Here is a 16,841-nt window from a genome sequence, read left to right as displayed (position 1 = left end):
CGACTGATAGGTCAGGTGCGGCTTTCTGAGGTCCTTTAACAGTGACGGGATTATTACTATTCCGACCTATAGAAAAGCTTTACAGAAGGGAATGTGTTGAATGAGTGCTAGTGTTGGCGATACAGAGTTCGTATTCGGAAAGATGTCGGGTATTGCACGCTTTATATACGAAGTGATGCCTTCCTATACGGCTGCCGGTTATGTACTTTTTGCCCTCGTCTTCCTCATGTCGGCAATTGTTTATAAACTGGGATTTGCTAGAAAACTGAGGCCTTTACAGACTTTGCTGATCTATGCCTTCTTGTTTATCGGCTGTCTAATTTTGACGTTTCTTGGCTTTTTCCTCCCGATCGTGGAGGCTCTCATCGTGGCGGCTCTTATTTTAATTATCTACCGAGTGCGCAGGATGAATGAGTATAAAGAGAAAAAAGAAGACTCCATCATCTGATGGAGTCTTCTTTTTTAGAATATAAGAAAGTCACGTCTGTTGATTAACTATCTATTTGTATCAAATACTGGTGAGTAGGGCTTAGGGAAATCCATTTTCATTGGATCATTTCCGGTTCGCTTTCGGCTGAATAATCACGACACCTTTACCGAGGGACCCTAGTGTGGCTAGAAGTGAATCCGTCACTTCTAGCCACACTTTTTTCAGTAATTCTGTTGCGAATAGTTGCCTGTCGCGTTCCTACAAAGTTCAAGTGAAAAATGTAGCTGCTTTGAAAGAAAAGAATAGATGACTTTCTATATAGAGTGTAGGTGCCCGAAGATACAATTACGGGCACTCTTGCCCGTCGTACAACGCGTTCCTTACTTACTTTTAGCAAAGATTATTCATGTAATCATGTGATGCCTTATAGAAAGTGACACTTCTTTAAAATAAAAAAGAAAGAACCATAGAGAAAGCATCAGCCGCCAAAATTGTATCTTTGGCGGCCTTTATCCAGATAAGAAGCTAGCTATTCTTTTGTCCCAAAAAGCTTCAGCACTACGTGTACTTATGCATTTGGAGCGCGACGGATGAAGGACACTCATACGATTACCGAAAAAATGTGTAGGAATGCGACGAAGTCGCATCCCTACACATTAAGATATCTCGGTACTGGTATAGGAGTTGTTCAATCCAAAGCAACTGTACTCGGGACGCCTAGTATTTGATTAAGTTGTTTTGTGGTTAACTTTGGTTAATCAACACATGTGTAAGAATGTATAAGTTTTCGACACGGAACAGTGTCTAGGCTTCAGGCGCCTTACGCTTTTCTCAGAAATCTTTTTCGATTGACTGGGAACTTCGGTAGAAAATGAAATTCCCAGTTGCGATTCGTGCAATCGTTTTTTCGGCAATCCGATTATTACATTCCTGACACATATACGTATGGATAGGGCGATTCCGGAGTGTTTTTGCTAGTGGCAAATCGTCTGGAAGTTGCCCGACGTTGTCACAGATGACACATTTTACACGCATTGGAAATCCTCCTTCAGTCAACTCGGATCGCAATGACGTTGCGAATCGGATTATCATTGTTCGAACCGTCTTTGAAGACAACATGCACGGGCCCGCCCTCAAGTAGCGGCTTACCCTCGTCGCTGAATTTGAAAATGATATCATCGACTTTCGTAAGTGGGAATGAGTGACTTTCGCCGTCTGATGTTTCAAATGCTAATGTTCGTGCATTTTCGGCAGGCTCCGCGATTTTTAAAAAGTGACGCAATTGGATGCCGTATGTTCCAGTAAGGACTTTTCGTTTTTCAAACTTTTTTTCTGTTTCCAGGGTAGGCGGGAACGTTGCGCCTTCCATTATTTCACGGGACCAATGTTTCCCCATAGCTCTTTTATATTCTTCTAGTTCATCTTTTTCGATGTGACTTTCTGTAAAGTACGTTTTCAAATCAACGCGACGATCATCGAAAATCCACACGGTCGGGTCAAGTGTGATGACATGACGTACATTTCCTTTAATCGGAATTATTGATTCCAAATGAATATCCCCCTACTTGAATTAAATTATCTTTTGTTTCTAGTATAACGCTTTGATGTCTCAAGGAAAAGCTTTTGCTTTTCGATGGCTTAGGAAACTAGAGAATTTTGTCCTATAGATAAGTTGTAACATAAAGATAATACTACCTAACATCAGTCCATAGCGACTCTGGCAATAAGAAGGGCTGAAGAGGCGGCATTTTTTGTTTGAGAAGGATATAGGTTATGTACTGTTGCTACAGGGAGTGGCGCATTTAGGCTTCGTTCATCTGTTACAAGCACTTGTATTTTTGTTTTGTAAAACGCCAAAGGGAAAACGCTTGCTTTTTCCTGTTCTGAAAGATACAATTTATTGATAATAACCATTAAGAAATAAAAGTTTGATGGGGGCGTCCTCATGGATATAGAATTGCAGGAAACGAATAAGGAAACGTATCAGGAAAAGGCATTGAAGCAACTTCAAGCTGATGCTGATAAGATTGGTCAACTTATAAAAGTACAGATGGACCATTTGACGATGCCGCAGTGCCCACTCTATGAAGAAGTGTTGGATACACAAATGTATGGCTTGTCTCGTGAAATTGACTTTGCTGTAAAGCTAGGTTTGATTGACCGTCCGAAAGGCAATGAAATTCTTTCTTTACTTGAGAAAGAAATGACAGTGTTGCATGAAGTATATACGAGAAAATAAGCCGAAAACTCAAACTGACATAATGGTTTGAGTTTTTTGTTTAATGAAAAAGAGGTAACCCTATGAAAACATATACTAAAAAGCTATTCCGCTATTTTGATTTCCCACTGTTTTTTGTCTACCTGTTACTTTGTCTGTTCGGACTTGTCATGATATACAGTTCAAGTATGGTTGTAGCGGTAGGTAGGTATGATCTTCCGGCAGATTCTTTTTATCAAAAACAGTTGTTAAATTTAAAACTTGCCATTCCCGCTTTCTTTTTGGCGGCTTTTTTTCCGTACAAGAATTATAAACGGAAAAAATTGATGATTTTTGCTGTAATAGGTATGCTATTTCTGTTGTTTCTGGTCCATTTCGTTGGTACAGGTGATCATGTTGGAGCCACTAGTTGGATAAAAACGCCTTTTGGTAATCTACAACCCTCAGAAGTTGCGAAATTGGTCTTAATTGTCTATTTTTCAGGAGTTTTTGCAAAAAAATATGAGTCTGGCACAATCGATAATATTAACCAGTCAATATTACCGCCCGTGGTCATTTTAGTATTAGCAGTGGGTTCTATTATGCTCGAGACTGATATCGGAGGCTCGTTCATTATAATCATCACAGCACTTTCGGTCCTAGCAGCAAGCGGTATTAAAAAAAGAACCTTTATGAAAATTAGCGGGATAATTTCTGTGGGTCTTGTCTTTGCTGCGCTTGTCCTTTATTTCAAATGGGAATCGATTATGACCCCAGGTAGGGCTGGCCGTATACTATCATTCCTGAACCCATTCGATTATATCCAAGGGTCTGGCTATCAGATTGCGAACGGCTATATTGCCATTGGTTCTGGAGGTTTGCAAGGGAGAGGTCTTGGTAACTCTATTCAAAAAATGGGCTACTTACCAGAGCCGCAAACAGATGTCATTATGGCGGTGATTTCAGAAGAATTAGGCCTTCTTGGTGCTATTATCGTAATAGGGGGACTCGGTTTCATCGTCTTAAGGGCTTTATCTATTGCGCTTCAGGCAAAAGATCCCCATGCGCGCATGCTTGCGGCGGGAATTGGAAGTATGATAGGAATTCAAACATTCGTTAATTTGGGTGGCCTGACGGGGTTGATACCGCTTACAGGAGTTACTTTGCCGTTTATTAGCTATGGCGGTACATCTGTTATTCTGTTATCTTTAGCTTTAGGAATATTAACGAATGTCTCAATGTTCGTAAAATATGAAAAAAACAATTAGAAAAGGAAGTGCCTTGTGATGGAACAGATTAAGAAAATTCTTGTAGCCAACCGTGGAGAAATAGCAATACGAGTTTTTCGCGCTTGTACCGAATTGAATATACCGACGGTGGGTATTTATTCAGCGGAAGATAGTGGGTCATTCCATCGTTACAAGGCAGATGAGTCTTATCTAGTCGGAGAAGGTAAGAAGCCGATTGATGCTTATCTCGATATCGAAGGGATTATCGCGATAGCGAAAGATTGTGGCGCGAATGCGATCCATCCTGGTTATGGATTTCTTGCTGAAAACACAGAATTTGCAAGGCGTTTAGAAGAAGAAGGAATTATTTTCATCGGCCCAAGTTCAAAGCAACTGGATATGTTTGGGGATAAAGTAAAAGCACGTGAGCAGGCTGTTAAAGCGGGAATTCCAGTGATTCCAGGTAGTGACGGTCCGGTTTCTACAGTCGGAGAAGTCGCAATGTTTGGCGAATCGAATGGTTATCCTGTCATCATTAAAGCATCTCTTGGTGGTGGAGGACGCGGAATGAGGATTGTGAATTCTGCGGAAGAAGTCAACGAGGCTTTTGAACGTGCGCGGTCAGAAGCGAAATCTGCATTCGGATCTGATGAAGTGTATGTCGAGAAATACATCGATAAACCAAAACATATCGAGGTACAAATACTTGGAGATACATATGGAAATGTCATTCATCTATTCGAGCGGGATTGCTCAATTCAGCGTCGCCATCAGAAAGTCGTCGAAATAGCACCCTCGATTTCACTTGAAGACGGATTACGGGAAGCAATTTGCGATGCGGCAGTAAAGGTGATGCGAAATGTTAATTATAAAAATGCGGGAACCGTAGAATTTCTCGTATCGGATGGCCGATTTTATTTCATCGAGGTAAATCCACGTATTCAAGTTGAGCATACAATTACTGAAATGGTGACGGGTATCGATATCGTCCACGCGCAAATTCATATTGCAGACGGGAAAAACCTTCACGCTACTGAAACAGGCATACCAACACAAGACAAGATTCCGTTATTCGGATATGCAATCCAATCCCGTGTGACAACGGAGGATCCATTGAATGATTTCATGCCGGATACTGGTAAATTATCGGTTTACCGATCGGGTGGAGGATTCGGTGTTCGTCTTGACGCGGGGAACGGTTTCCAAGGGGCTATCATCACGCCGTACTATGATTCATTACTTGTTAAAGTATCTACATGGGGTATGACTTTCCGTGAAGCTGCTTCCAAAATGGACAGGAATTTACAGGAATTCCGGATTCGTGGCATCAAAACAAATATCCCGTTTCTTGAGAATGTTGTGAAGCACAAAAACTTCTTAACAGGTAACTATAATACGAGTTTTATTGATTCAACACCTGAATTATTCCTGTTCCCGAACCGCAAAGACCGTGGGACGAAAATGTTGAATTATATTGGTAATGTGACTGTTAATGGATTCCCGGGAATCGGTAAACAATCTAAGCCGGTTCTACATCCTGTAAGAAAACCGATAATTGACCTTCTTACACCGCCAAAACCGGGTACAAAACAAATTTTGGATGAACGTGGTGCTGAAGGGCTTATCAAATGGATTAAAGAGCAAGACGATGTACTTTTGACAGATACAACATTCCGCGATGCACATCAATCATTGTTGGCTACACGGGTGCGTACTTCCGATATGACGTCAATTGCGGCTGAATCGGCAAGACTGATGCCTGACCTGTTTTCTTATGAAATGTGGGGCGGAGCAACATTCGATGTTGCTTATAGGTTCCTGAAAGAAGATCCTTGGGACAGGCTGTTAAAACTGCGAGAACAAATTCCAAATGTACTTTTCCAAATGCTATTCCGCGGCGCAAATGCCGTAGGTTATACAAATTATCCTGACAATGTCATCCGTGAGTTTGTTAAAAAGTCAGCGGATGCTGGGATTGATGTCTTCCGTATTTTCGACAGCTTGAACTGGATTAAAGGCATGGAAGTTGCAATTGATGCAACACGGGATGCGGGGAAAGTTGCCGAAGCGGCAATTTGTTATACAGGAGATATTCTTGACGATTCCCGAGCGAAATATACGGTTAATTATTATAAAGAGATGGCAAAAGATCTTGAATCAGCTGGAGCCCACATTCTTGCTATCAAAGATATGGCAGGTCTTTTAAAACCGGAGGCGGCTTATCGACTAGTTTCTGAATTGAAAGCAACAGTGGACATTCCAATTCACCTACATTCGCATGATACGAGTGGAAACGGTATCTATATGTATGCCAAAGCGATTGAGGCTGGCGTAGACATCGTTGACACGGCTTTAGGATCAATGGCAGGTCTAACTTCACAACCGTCGGCAAGTTCGCTACACTACGCGCTGCAAGGCGGTAAACGCAATGTACGTGCAAACGTGAAATCACTTGAAGACTTATCGTACTACTGGGAAGATGTTCGGAAGTATTATCAGCACTTTGAAAGTGGCATGATGAGTCCGCATTCGGAAATCTATGTACATGAAATGCCTGGTGGCCAGTATTCAAACTTACAGCAACAAGCGAAAGCGGTAGGTCTAGGTGAGCGCTGGGAAGAAGTGAAGAGCATGTATTCTCGCGTTAATCTGTTATTCGGAGATGTTGTGAAAGTGACACCTTCATCGAAGGTTGTTGGCGATATGGCCTTGTTTATGGTACAGAACGAACTTGACGAAAAGTCAGTCCTTGTACGCGGAAAGTCCATCGACTTCCCGGAATCAGTTATTGAGTTTTTCGAAGGATATATCGGCCAACCATATGGTGGATTCCCAGAAGAACTTCAAAAAATCATTTTAAAAGAACGCCAAGCGATTACTGTACGTCCTGGAGAACTATTGGAAGATGTCAATTTTGAAAAGCTACGGGATGAATTGAATGTGAAATTGGAACGTCCAGTTACTAGCCATGAAGTACTTTCTTATGCCCTTTATCCGAAAGTTTTCGAAGAATATTCGCAAACGAATAAGCAGTTCGGTGATGTATCTGTTATTGATACACCTGAATTCCTATATGGGATGCGTCTCGGCGAGGAAATCGAAGTAGAGATTGAAAAAGGGAAAACGTTGATTGTTAAGCTAGTGTCGATTAGCGAACCGCAATCGGATGCAACAAGAGTCATCTATTTCGAATTGAACGGACAGCCGCGTGAAGTGATTATTGAAGATATGAGTGTAGAGTCCGTCGCAGTTAGGAAACAAAAAGCGGATACCTCAAATGCTGCGCATATTGCTGCTACTATGCCGGGAACTGTTTTGAAAGTTGCAGTCTCAAAGGGAGCGAAAGTGAAAAGAGGAGAACATTTGCTCATCACAGAAGCTATGAAAATGGAGACAACGATACAAGCACCTTTCGATGGTATAGTAAAAGAAATATATGTGGCTGCAGGAGAATCGATAGCTACAGGTGATTTGCTCGTTGAACTGGAGCACTAACATAAAAACAAGAGCACTCGAATTATATTCGGGTGCTCTTGTTTTTTTTGTTAATAAGTTGGGTAGACAAGTAGTAAGGACTGGCCAAGGGCTGGTCCTTACTACTCATTTTGATAGTTTACTTCTTGATACAAGTAGAATCATGTACGTTAACAAACCGAATAACAACGTGATGAATAATGAATGAAGCAAAGCAATATAAAGGTTTAGTCTAGTCAAAACAACCAACATTCCTGTTGTTGCCTGGAGTGCGACAAGTATAAATGCGATACTCCAGCCCCAATAGATGACGCGTTGATTTTTGTAATGACGAAGTGCATGGATCATGATGATTAATAACCAGACGAAAATAAATGCCGCGGCAGTACGGTGACCCATCTGAACCCACTCGAACATGTTACGCGGAAGGGCGAATGCCGCGTTCTGGCATAGTGGCCAGTCCAGGCAGGCAAGACCAGACTCTGTATGACGGACGAGTGCTCCAGTATAAACTACAAAGTAAGAGTAAACGGATACGCCAATTGTATGCCATTTCAACCGTTTACCTATTTGTAACTTATCTGCATCAAACTTTCGATCCACTTCAAATATGAGAAGGGTTAATAGAAGGACTGATGCAAAGCTTAAAAGAGAAATACCAAAATGAAGCGCGAGTATGAAATCACCTTGACCCCATAATACTTGAGCGGCACCAATCAATGCCTGTAATATAAGGAAGAATACGGCCGCGATTGCTAAGAATTTTGTTTCCCTTATATGTCCGATTGATTTCCATGACCAGACAGCTAATATGACAATCAAGATTCCCACAGACCCAGTTACCAGCCGATGTGAAAATTCAATAAGTACTTCTGCGGTAATCTCATCGGGAATAAGTTGCCCGTTACATCCTGGCCAATGTCTGCCGCAGCCCATGCCGCTATCGGTTTTTGTAACAAGCGCCCCTCCAAGTAAGATTAAAAGCATGCCTATTGTCGATGCGACTGCGAACCATTTTAAATATCTATTAGATTTCAAAAAAATGACACCTACTTTTTTATTGATGACCATTGTATAAAAGGTCCCTGCTTTTTTGATGATAACGAAAAATAAGTAAAAAGACAACGAAGATTGGCTGAAAATGCCTCAGTAATGGACCTTTTCACAAATTGTTCATAAAGAAGACGCTTTAACTTCACAAAAGACCCATCGAAATGATTTACTATAGAGGGTGTTGAGTAATAAATGTGTCGATATTTCAAGGAATTCGGTAGAAATTTTGTATATGTATAGAAATACTACCCGAATTTCGCTATAGTTAACTGTAGCGGTTAACGCTCACAACTTTGGAAGGAGGGGTAACTTGTCAAACGGTCATACAATTTCCACACCTGTCGAATCGAATGTAGTGACGGTGTCTCTTTATAAGGACTTCCTTGCGCTCATTAAAATCGGCATTGTTAATTCGAACATGATCACAACTTTTACGGGACTATTTCTTGCTTTTCAGTTCACTGGTAAAAACTTTCTACATAATATAGATTTGCTTGTCTATGCTCTTCTCGGATCGGGATTGATAATTGCTGGATCTGCGGCACTGAACAACTTGATTGATCGTGATATTGATCCAGTCATGACGAGAACAAAGTCCAGACCAACAGTTACCGGGCGATTCAAGGCACCGGCTGTATTGACACTTGCGCTGACTTTCATCGTAGTAGGCGAAGTGCTATTGTTTTCTGCTTCTATAGCAGCTGGTCTTTGGGGACTTGCAGGTATCTTCAGTTATGTTGTACTCTATTCGATGTGGTCGAAACGTAGGCACGTAGCTAATACAGTAGTTGGAAGTGTTTCGGGAGCAATTCCGCCTTTAATCGGATGGGCTGCGGTTGAACCAGCACTTGGTGCAGGTGCCTTGGCGCTATTCCTGATTATGTTTGTTTGGCAACCGCCGCATTTTTATGCGCTGGCGATGCGTCGGACAGACGAATACCGTGCAGCAAATATTCCAATGCTACCTGTTGTAAAAGGTTTTGCAAGAACGAAGAAATCGATGTTGGTATGGGTACTGTTTTTATTTCCATTGCCGTTTCTACTTACTGAGCTAGGGGTAGGCTTCTTAGTACTTGCGAGCGCATTGAATATAGGGTGGCTGTATTTAGCACTTAAAGGATTTAAAGCGAAAGATGATATAAAATGGGCAACGGGTATGTTCATCTATTCATTGAATTACATGACGATCCTTTTTGTGGCCATGATTATCTTCTCGATATTCATCTAACATATTGGAATTCTTTCTTTGCATAGGAATTCATATAAAGAGGTCAGCAGTCCTCACAAGAAGAAAAACATTTTTTTAGAAAGAGAGGTATCATTAAGCGATGATGAAAGGACTCAAAAAGTGGCGTCTTTTTTCTTTATTAGCAGCTCTTACCGTGTTTCTAGCGGGGTGTGGTCAGGAAGGGCTATCCACACTTCTTCCGGCTGGTCAAGTCGGGAAAGATCAATTCAAATTGCTGATGTTATCATCAGGAATCATGTTACTGGTTATTCTAGTAGTAGTGATTATTTATGTAGTTGCAATTGTTCGTTTCAGACGCTCGAAACTGGGTGAGGACTTTGTTCCTAAAGAAGTTGAAGGAAGCCATACATTAGAACTTGTATGGACGATTATTCCTGTTCTCCTTGTTTTACTTCTAGCGGTCCCTACAGTTTATTACACATATAAACTAAGCGATGTCAGTGCGATGAATGAAGTCAATGAGGATGGCGAGTCAGAAAATCTGGTCGTAGATGTTACGGCTAAGTTATACTGGTGGGAATTTGAATATCCTAATCTCGGAATTGTTACAGCGCAAGAACTTGTTGTACCAACTGGAGAAAAAGTATATTTCAACCTCCTTGCGGCAGATGTTAAGCACTCCTTCTGGATTCCGGCAATCGGAGGAAAACTCGATACAAACGTTGAAAACGTAAACAAATTTTATTTAACGTTTGATAAAGAATCGAAAGATGTGCAAGACGGAGTGTTTTACGGGAAGTGTGCGGAGCTTTGTGGTCCATCACACGCACTTATGGATTTCAAAGTAAAATCATTACCCCGTGCTGAATTCGATAAATGGGTTACAGCAATGCAAGCAACTGGTGAAGAAACAACAGATGTTGCTGCAGCTGGTCAAGGTGAAGAATTATTCCAACAAAGTTGTATTGCATGTCATGCGACATCTGCAGTCGGTGAAGGCGGAGATAAGGCTGGACCAAACCTAGCGTCATTTGGTGACCGTAATCGTGTTGCTGGATTTATGGATCACACGCAAGAGGATTTGGTTGAGTGGATTTCAGACACTCAGAAACAAAAGCCAGGAAACTTGATGCCGTCATTCGGTGAACAACTTTCTAACGAGGAAATAAATTCAATTGCTGAGTACCTCATGGGACTTTCAGTAGAAAAATAACTATTAACGTGAATTTGAAGAGGAGGTAAACAAATTGAGTTCAGTTGCTCAAAAAAGAGGTTTTGGCGCAACGCTATGGGATTGGCTTACAACAGTTGACCATAAGAAGATCGGTATCCTTTATCTCCTAGGTGGAGGATTCTTCTTCATAGTCGGCGGTATAGAAGCAATGATCATTCGTTTGCAACTTTTAACGCCAAACAACGATCTCGTCAGTGCAGGAATATTTAACCAAATTATTACGATGCACGGAACGACGATGATTTTCTTGGCGGCCATGCCTATATTAATTGGATTTATGAACGCCATTATGCCACTCCAAATTGGAGCGCGTGATGTAGCATTCCCATTTCTTAACTCACTAGGTTTTTGGATGTTCTTCTTCGGTGGAGTATTCTTAAACGTATCATGGTTCTTTGGTCAAGTTCCTGATGCAGGTTGGACATCTTACGCATCACTTGCAATGGCATCTGAAGGACATGGTGTTGATTTTTATGCAATAGGACTTCAAATAGCCGGTGGTGGTACATTATTAGGGGGGATTAACTTCCTCGTAACGATTATCAATATGCGTGCACCAGGGATGACGTATATGCGTATGCCATTATTCACATGGACTACGTTCGTTGCGTCAGCTATGATTCTGTTCGCATTCCCACCACTTACAGTAGGACTTTTCCTTCTGACATTTGAAAGAATGTTTGGTGCTAACTTCTTCGATCCTGTGATGGGTGGTAATACCATTATATGGGAGCATATATTCTGGATATTTGGTCACCCTGAAGTATATATTCTGATTTTACCGGCATTCGGTATTTTCTCGGAGATCTTTACAATATTCTCTCGAAAAAGACTATTTGGTTATTCAGCGATGGTATTTGCTACCGTCCTTATTGGATTCCTAGGCTTCATGGTTTGGGCTCACCATATGTTTACAGTTGGTCTTGGGCCAACAGCAAACGCGATCTTCTCTGTAGCGACAATGGCTATTGCCATACCTACTGGAGTTAAGATATTTAACTGGTTGCTAACCATATGGGGCGGAAGTATTAAAGTAACAACACCAATGCTTTGGGCGTTGAGCTTCATCCCAACGTTTGTTATGGGTGGAGTTACGGGTGTTATGCTAGGTACTGCACCACTTGATTACCAATTGCATGACACATACTTTGTTGTTGCTCACTTCCACTATGTAATCGTTGGTGGTACTGTATTCGGTATACTTGCGGGTACTCATCTATATTGGCCGAAGATGTTCGGTACAATGCTAAATGAAGCACTTGGTAAAGTTACATTTTGGTTCTTCTTTATCGGTTTCCATTTAACATTCCTAATTCAACACTGGTTAGGTTTCTGGGGAATGCCGCGTCGTGTATTTACATACATGAATGGTCAAGGTTGGAACTCAGCAAACTTAATTAGTTCTGTAGGTGCACTATTAATGGCTATTGGGATTACGATTATGGTTTATAACATTATCGTAACTTCAATTAAAAACGTACGTGTAGCAAATGACCCTTGGGGTGACGGGCGTACGCTAGAATGGGCGATTGAATCTCCACCGCCATTCTATAACTTTGCGCAGACTCCACTTGTACGTGGTCTTGATACAGTGTACATCGAAAAAATGGAAGGTAATCTGTCGGGAATTACTCCGGCTGAACCTGTTCAAGATATCCATATGCCGAACGGTTCTTTCATTCCATTCATGTTAAGTTTAGGTCTGTTCATTGCAGGATTTGGAGCAATGTTCCGTACTGAGGAATCATGGGGAATGGCAGTTCTAGTAATTGGTCTTATATGGACTTTCGCTTCTATGGCAATGCGTTCATTGAAAGACGATCTTGGCTTCTATGTTAAGAAAGAAGACATCTTAAGAGATATGAAACGTAAAGGGGGACAAAAATAATGGATTTGAATAAAAAATTCACCCCTGAGACGTGGCCTGATCATCCGGAAAAAGCAACGTTAGAGGCAAAGAATAAATTTGTTGGATTCTGGCTGTTCCTTGGCGGAGAGACAATCTTGTTCGCAACGCTTTTTGCGACCTATCTTGCTTTAAAGAACAAAGGACCAAGTGGATTTGAATTTTCGACACAAGGGCTTTTTGAATTACCGCTTGTCTTCGTCATGACGTTGCTTTTATTAACTTCATCTTTGACGAGTGTATACGCGATGTATCATTTGAAAAACTACGATTTCAAGAAAATGCAGCTATGGCTTGTCATTACTGCATTCCTTGGGCTTGGTTTCCTTGCGCTCGAAGTGTATGAGTTTGTACACTATATACATTTAGGCTTTACATTTGATAACAGTGCATTTAGTTCTGCATTCTATACGCTTGTTGGTACGCACGGTTTCCACGTAGCGATCGGACTTGTCTGGCTTACGCTACTCATCTTCCGTAACTCCAAGCGCGGACTGAACTTGTATAACGCGCCTAAGTACTATACATTCTCGTTATACTGGCACTTTATCGATGTTGTTTGGGTATTCATCTTCACTGTAGTCTACTTGATGGGAGTGATAGGTTAATATGTCTGACGTTCAAGTTTATAAAAAGTCACCAGCTGAATTTAACTTAGGTCAAAGACGCGCACGTAAGTCAATGCGCGGTCAGATTATGATGTTCTCGCTTATGATTTTCTTAACGATTATGTCATTTTCAATGGTTATGGCTTATCAAGCTGACGTAGCTGGATTTTCTAAGTATTTGATTATCCCAACGCTTCTGCTTTTTGCAGCTGTGCAAGTTGGCTTACAGTTGTATTACTTCATGCACATGAATGAAAAAGGACATGGTATTCCACAAATGTTCATGTATACGGGAGCCATTTTTGGATTCATTGTTGTGTTAACGTTTGTAGCAATTGTTTGGTGGTAATATCAATAGACAAGAAAGCCTATGGAAGATTTTATTCTCCATAGGCTTTTTCTTTTTTTAAAAGCTTAGAAAGTATAAGTTTTTCAACATGGAACAGTGTCTAGCTCCAACCGCCAGGAGGCCCTCAGAAAGTGGCGCACTTAGGCTGCGTTTCCTCCTAGATCATAAGCCGTTCATTCCTCCTTGGTAGCTTCTTGACTACCTCCTCGTTGGCCAAAGTGAGGAGATAGTCAAGAAGCCGTTTAAGACAACACGGGGAGCTCTTAGACTGCCTTCCTTTTCATATCTGCCTGTCAGGGCTGGACGGCGCCTTGCACTTTTCTTATCAATTGTCATAGTTCGTACATTGAGTTACACCGCTATTAGTTTTATAATAAAGAAAGACTTTAAAAAAGGGAGCGATGGCAATGCCTTTAAGTATATTTGGATTCCGAGCTTTGTGGAGTCCGTGGTTCTTACTAATTATCATACTTGGTATGGCCTTATATTTATTATTGACGACTAAAATGCGTCATCGATTTCAGGATACGTATCCCGTTACAAGAAAACAAATAATCTTATTCATGTCCGGGATGGTTATACTTTATGTTGTCAAAGGTTCACCTGTAGATTTACTTGGACATATCTTATTTTCAATTCACATGGTTCAAATGGCGGTTCTATTGCTTGTGGTTGCTCCATTAATCATGATGGGGATTCCTAACTGGATGTGGAAAAAAGTTTTTGATATTGGGATTCTTGACCGCATAATAACTTTCTTTACTAAACCGATTCTCAGTCTATTGGTATTCTGTGGTATGTTTTCCGTTTACCATATTCCACTTATTTTAGATAATGTGAAATTAAGTGCTCCATTGCACACAATTTTTACTATCACGTTATTTGTTGCGGCGGTGTTTTTCTGGTGGCCAATCATTAATACGCTGAAGGGACAGCCGAAGCTTCATGGCTTGAAAAAAATAGGTTATATTATTTTAAGTGCAATATTGATCACTCCTGCATGTTCCCTTATCATTTTCGTAGATGTACCTGTTTATGAAACATATAAATCTGGCGAATCTTGGTTACGGGCAATGGCGCTTTGTGTGCCCGCAAGTACACTTTCAGGATTAGCGGGCTTAGGCATTTCAGGTCCTGAATTATTTACCAATATGCCTACATTAGTTGATCAGCAACTTGGTGGAATTATTATGAAAGTGTTCCAAGAAATCATTTATGTTGGTGTCCTAGGTAGTATTTTTATTAAATGGCATAGAGAAGAGCAGGACAATGCAGAAGAAATTACTGCCAACGCGTTATTGGAACGTCAAAAAATGACGTTATATAGATAATAGGCTATAAGTTGAAAATCTTAATACTTATATAAACAGCGAAGGCACCTTTTAAGGGGAGCCTTCTGTCGCCAACAGATTCAATGGGATTATTTAATTCAACATATACAGATATAGGGAAACTTTACAAATCGGGGGAATAATGAATGAATCTGCCCTTTCTACCTACAATAAGTACGTTTTTTATTGTTTTATCAGCAGTGCTAGTTGCAATAGGATGGAACTTAATTCGTAAAAGGAAAATTGAAGCGCATAAGAAAACGATGCTGGCAGCCGCGGTATCAGCAATTCTTTTTTTAATCATTTACGTTTCGAGAACTATATTGGTTGGTAATACGTCGTTTGGCGGTCCGGAGAATTTGAAAATCTATTATACGATTTTCCTTATTTTCCACATAATACTTGCGACAACAGGAGCAGTATTTGGTGTGGTGACGATTAATGCAGGATTGAAGAATAATTTGGTCAGACATCGGAAGCTTGGTCCAATCACGAGTGTTATTTGGTTCTTCACAGCAATAACAGGTGTTGCTGTTTATTTACTTCTTTATGTTTTTTATAAGGGTGGGGAAGTAACGTCAATGTTTAAAGCAATTCTTGGTTTTTAACGAACAAAACGCTTTCACGAATATGTGAAAGCGTTTTTGTTTAAATCCTGAAATTGATTTTGAAGATTCCGGCTTCACGGGCTGTTGTAAAGAGGATGACAGCTAATGGTCCAATAAATAATCCGAGGAAGCCGAATAGCTTCAGTCCTAGAAACATAGCGATTAGTGTGGGGAGCGGTGATAAGCCGATTTGAGATCCCATCACTTTAGGTTCGATTGTACTTCGTATGATGAGTAAGATTGCTGCCAAAATCGCAAGTTTCGTTCCTGTTGCGATATCGCCGCTGATGAACTGATAAAGTGACCAGGGCGCAAGGACAATAACTGATCCGAGGATGGGGATTAGATCGATAATCCAAATTGTGAGGGACATGATGAGTGCATATTTAGGTGTAATTAAAAACAGTCCGACAAAAGCAACTCCAAGAATAATAAAACTGACAATAAACTGTGCTTTCATAAAACCGAAAAAAGCAGAATTTAGTTTAGCGATTATGAACCGTGCTTTTTCTGCCGTAGAAGTAGTCAAGTGTCTAAATAACATTTTCTTTAATTCAGGTAATTCGAGCATAAATAAGAAAAGTACGATGATATAAACACTCAAGTTGACAAGGAAATTTGGAACTTCAGTCATTAGAGCCATAATCTTATCGTAACTGAGTAAACCCAGAATTGATTCTTGAATAGATTCGAATATGTTTTTGAATTCTTTCTGTATTGCAGTGACAACATCTTTTGGCATTCCAGATGTAAATTGGAATAATTTGCTTTGCGCATCAATCCAGACGCCGGATAGCGAATTGAAATAGTCAGGTGCTACCTTTGTGAAATGTATGATTTTACCCACTAACTGAGTGACTGCATAATAGAAGAACAAAGCTAAAATAACTAGGATAAAAATGAACACTGAAATGACCGACGTTTTTCGACTCCATTTAAACTTTTTTTCGGTAAGTCTAACGATTGGGTCAATCAGTAAAGCCGTAAGAAGTGCAAAAATGATTGGTATTGATATCGGAATGATAAAGATGAAAGTTATAGTAATAAAAATTATAATGAGTATGATACTAATGTTTCGTGTTGTAAGCCATTTTGCCAATGGTTATTCCCCCAAACTATTCACTCTTTCAATTATAGCCAAAATATGGGCAATTGATTAGTCGGGAAAAGTAAAAGGGTAAATAAACATAAAAAAACCAGAGAACATTGAGTTCTCCGGCGGTTATTACATAG

General features: G+C 40.5%; 15 protein-coding genes. 11 read left to right on the top strand and 4 right to left on the bottom strand.

Going from position 1 to position 16,841, the window contains the following annotated elements:
- Nucleotides 1-100 precede the first annotated feature (100 nt).
- Entirely contained in the window at nucleotides 101-448 is a 348-nt protein-coding gene (locus MKY15_RS01620) for a YlaH-like family protein (RefSeq protein WP_067211573.1), read from the top strand.
- Between the two features lie 813 nt (nucleotides 449-1,261).
- Here the strand turns inward: MKY15_RS01620 and MKY15_RS01615 are convergent.
- Together MKY15_RS01615 and MKY15_RS01610 are read right to left on the bottom strand one after the other, a co-directional pair.
- Nucleotides 1,262-1,465 (bottom strand): YlaI family protein, encoded by a 204-nt coding sequence (locus MKY15_RS01615; protein WP_067211571.1) that lies wholly within the window; start codon nucleotides 1,463-1,465, stop codon nucleotides 1,262-1,264.
- 13 nt (nucleotides 1,466-1,478) lie between these two features.
- Nucleotides 1,479-1,979: a peptidyl-prolyl cis-trans isomerase gene (locus MKY15_RS01610; protein WP_187045465.1), complete on the bottom strand. Its 501-nt coding sequence runs from the start codon at nucleotides 1,977-1,979 to the stop codon at nucleotides 1,479-1,481.
- 396 nt (nucleotides 1,980-2,375) lie between these two features.
- Between MKY15_RS01610 and MKY15_RS01605 the strand changes: the two genes are divergently transcribed.
- The 3 genes from MKY15_RS01605 to pyc all read left to right on the top strand — a co-directional run bounded on the left by MKY15_RS01605 (nucleotide 2,376) and on the right by pyc (nucleotide 7,351).
- Nucleotides 2,376-2,669 (top strand): YlaN family protein, encoded by a 294-nt coding sequence (locus tag MKY15_RS01605; RefSeq protein ID WP_067211564.1) that lies wholly within the window; start codon nucleotides 2,376-2,378, stop codon nucleotides 2,667-2,669.
- Nucleotides 2,670-2,731: 62 nt separating this feature from the next.
- Complete coding sequence (locus MKY15_RS01600; RefSeq protein WP_067211561.1) at nucleotides 2,732-3,895, top strand: FtsW/RodA/SpoVE family cell cycle protein; 1,164 nt, start codon at nucleotides 2,732-2,734, stop codon at nucleotides 3,893-3,895.
- An 18-nt stretch (nucleotides 3,896-3,913) separates the two neighbouring features.
- Nucleotides 3,914-7,351 (top strand): pyruvate carboxylase, encoded by a 3,438-nt coding sequence (pyc, locus tag MKY15_RS01595; RefSeq protein ID WP_187045464.1) that lies wholly within the window; start codon nucleotides 3,914-3,916, stop codon nucleotides 7,349-7,351.
- A 105-nt stretch (nucleotides 7,352-7,456) separates the two neighbouring features.
- On the opposite strand, the gene MKY15_RS01590 is transcribed toward pyc, so the two are convergent.
- Nucleotides 7,457-8,368: a heme A synthase gene (locus MKY15_RS01590; protein ID WP_067214026.1), complete on the bottom strand. Its 912-nt coding sequence runs from the start codon at nucleotides 8,366-8,368 to the stop codon at nucleotides 7,457-7,459.
- Between the two features lie 325 nt (nucleotides 8,369-8,693).
- Here MKY15_RS01590 and cyoE point away from each other — a divergent pair, with 325 nt between their 5' ends.
- From cyoE to MKY15_RS01555, 7 genes are all read left to right on the top strand, one after another.
- Nucleotides 8,694-9,611: a heme o synthase gene (gene cyoE / locus MKY15_RS01585; protein WP_067211558.1), complete on the top strand. Its 918-nt coding sequence runs from the start codon at nucleotides 8,694-8,696 to the stop codon at nucleotides 9,609-9,611.
- 100 nt (nucleotides 9,612-9,711) lie between these two features.
- Entirely contained in the window at nucleotides 9,712-10,785 is a 1,074-nt protein-coding gene (gene coxB, locus MKY15_RS01580) for a cytochrome c oxidase subunit II (RefSeq protein WP_342538802.1), read from the top strand.
- 34 nt (nucleotides 10,786-10,819) lie between these two features.
- Nucleotides 10,820-12,694, top strand: coding sequence for a cytochrome c oxidase subunit I (ctaD, locus tag MKY15_RS01575; protein ID WP_342538801.1), 1,875 nt, complete (start codon nucleotides 10,820-10,822; stop codon nucleotides 12,692-12,694).
- Complete coding sequence (locus MKY15_RS01570) at nucleotides 12,694-13,320, top strand: cytochrome c oxidase subunit 3 (protein ID WP_067211552.1); 627 nt, start codon at nucleotides 12,694-12,696, stop codon at nucleotides 13,318-13,320. Before ctaD ends, MKY15_RS01570 begins: the two co-directional genes overlap by 1 nt.
- Nucleotide 13,321: 1 nt before the next feature.
- Nucleotides 13,322-13,669 (top strand): cytochrome C oxidase subunit IV family protein, encoded by a 348-nt coding sequence (locus MKY15_RS01565; RefSeq protein ID WP_067211550.1) that lies wholly within the window; start codon nucleotides 13,322-13,324, stop codon nucleotides 13,667-13,669.
- 407 nt (nucleotides 13,670-14,076) lie between these two features.
- Nucleotides 14,077-15,000 carry a cytochrome c oxidase assembly factor CtaG gene (ctaG, locus tag MKY15_RS01560; protein ID WP_067211548.1) on the top strand — a complete coding sequence of 308 codons (924 nt, stop codon included), beginning with the start codon at nucleotides 14,077-14,079 and terminating at the stop codon, nucleotides 14,998-15,000.
- Nucleotides 15,001-15,146: 146 nt separating this feature from the next.
- Nucleotides 15,147-15,608: a DUF420 domain-containing protein gene (locus MKY15_RS01555; protein WP_067211545.1), complete on the top strand. Its 462-nt coding sequence runs from the start codon at nucleotides 15,147-15,149 to the stop codon at nucleotides 15,606-15,608.
- Between the two features lie 40 nt (nucleotides 15,609-15,648).
- Here the strand turns inward: MKY15_RS01555 and ytvI are convergent, their stop codons facing one another.
- Nucleotides 15,649-16,707, bottom strand: a complete 1,059-nt coding sequence (gene ytvI, locus MKY15_RS01550; RefSeq protein WP_067211542.1) for a sporulation integral membrane protein YtvI — start codon at nucleotides 16,705-16,707, stop codon at nucleotides 15,649-15,651.
- Between the last annotated feature and the right edge of the window lie 134 nt (nucleotides 16,708-16,841).

Source organism: Sporosarcina sp. FSL K6-1540 (assembly GCF_038620285.1).
GTDB classification, from domain to species: domain Bacteria; phylum Bacillota; class Bacilli; order Bacillales_A; family Planococcaceae; genus Sporosarcina; species Sporosarcina psychrophila.
Note: the sequence above shows the minus strand (reverse complement) of the source record. Positions and strands in the feature narration are given on the sequence as shown.

Excerpts from the sequence above, each read along its gene's own strand:
- MKY15_RS01620 (WP_067211573.1), top strand. The coding sequence starts at position 101 with ATGAGTGCTAGTGTTGGCGATACAGAGTTCGTATTCGGAAAGATGTCG.
- MKY15_RS01615 (WP_067211571.1), bottom strand. The coding sequence starts at position 1,465 with ATGCGTGTAAAATGTGTCATCTGTGACAACGTCGGGCAACTTCCAGAC.
- MKY15_RS01605 (WP_067211564.1), top strand. The coding sequence starts at position 2,376 with ATGGATATAGAATTGCAGGAAACGAATAAGGAAACGTATCAGGAAAAG.
- MKY15_RS01600 (WP_067211561.1), top strand. The coding sequence starts at position 2,732 with ATGAAAACATATACTAAAAAGCTATTCCGCTATTTTGATTTCCCACTG.
- pyc (WP_187045464.1), top strand. The coding sequence starts at position 3,914 with ATGGAACAGATTAAGAAAATTCTTGTAGCCAACCGTGGAGAAATAGCA.
- coxB (WP_342538802.1), top strand. The coding sequence starts at position 9,712 with ATGATGAAAGGACTCAAAAAGTGGCGTCTTTTTTCTTTATTAGCAGCT.
- MKY15_RS01570 (WP_067211552.1), top strand. The coding sequence starts at position 12,694 with ATGGATTTGAATAAAAAATTCACCCCTGAGACGTGGCCTGATCATCCG.
- MKY15_RS01565 (WP_067211550.1), top strand. The coding sequence starts at position 13,322 with ATGTCTGACGTTCAAGTTTATAAAAAGTCACCAGCTGAATTTAACTTA.
- ctaG (WP_067211548.1), top strand. The coding sequence starts at position 14,077 with ATGCCTTTAAGTATATTTGGATTCCGAGCTTTGTGGAGTCCGTGGTTC.
- MKY15_RS01555 (WP_067211545.1), top strand. The coding sequence starts at position 15,147 with ATGAATCTGCCCTTTCTACCTACAATAAGTACGTTTTTTATTGTTTTA.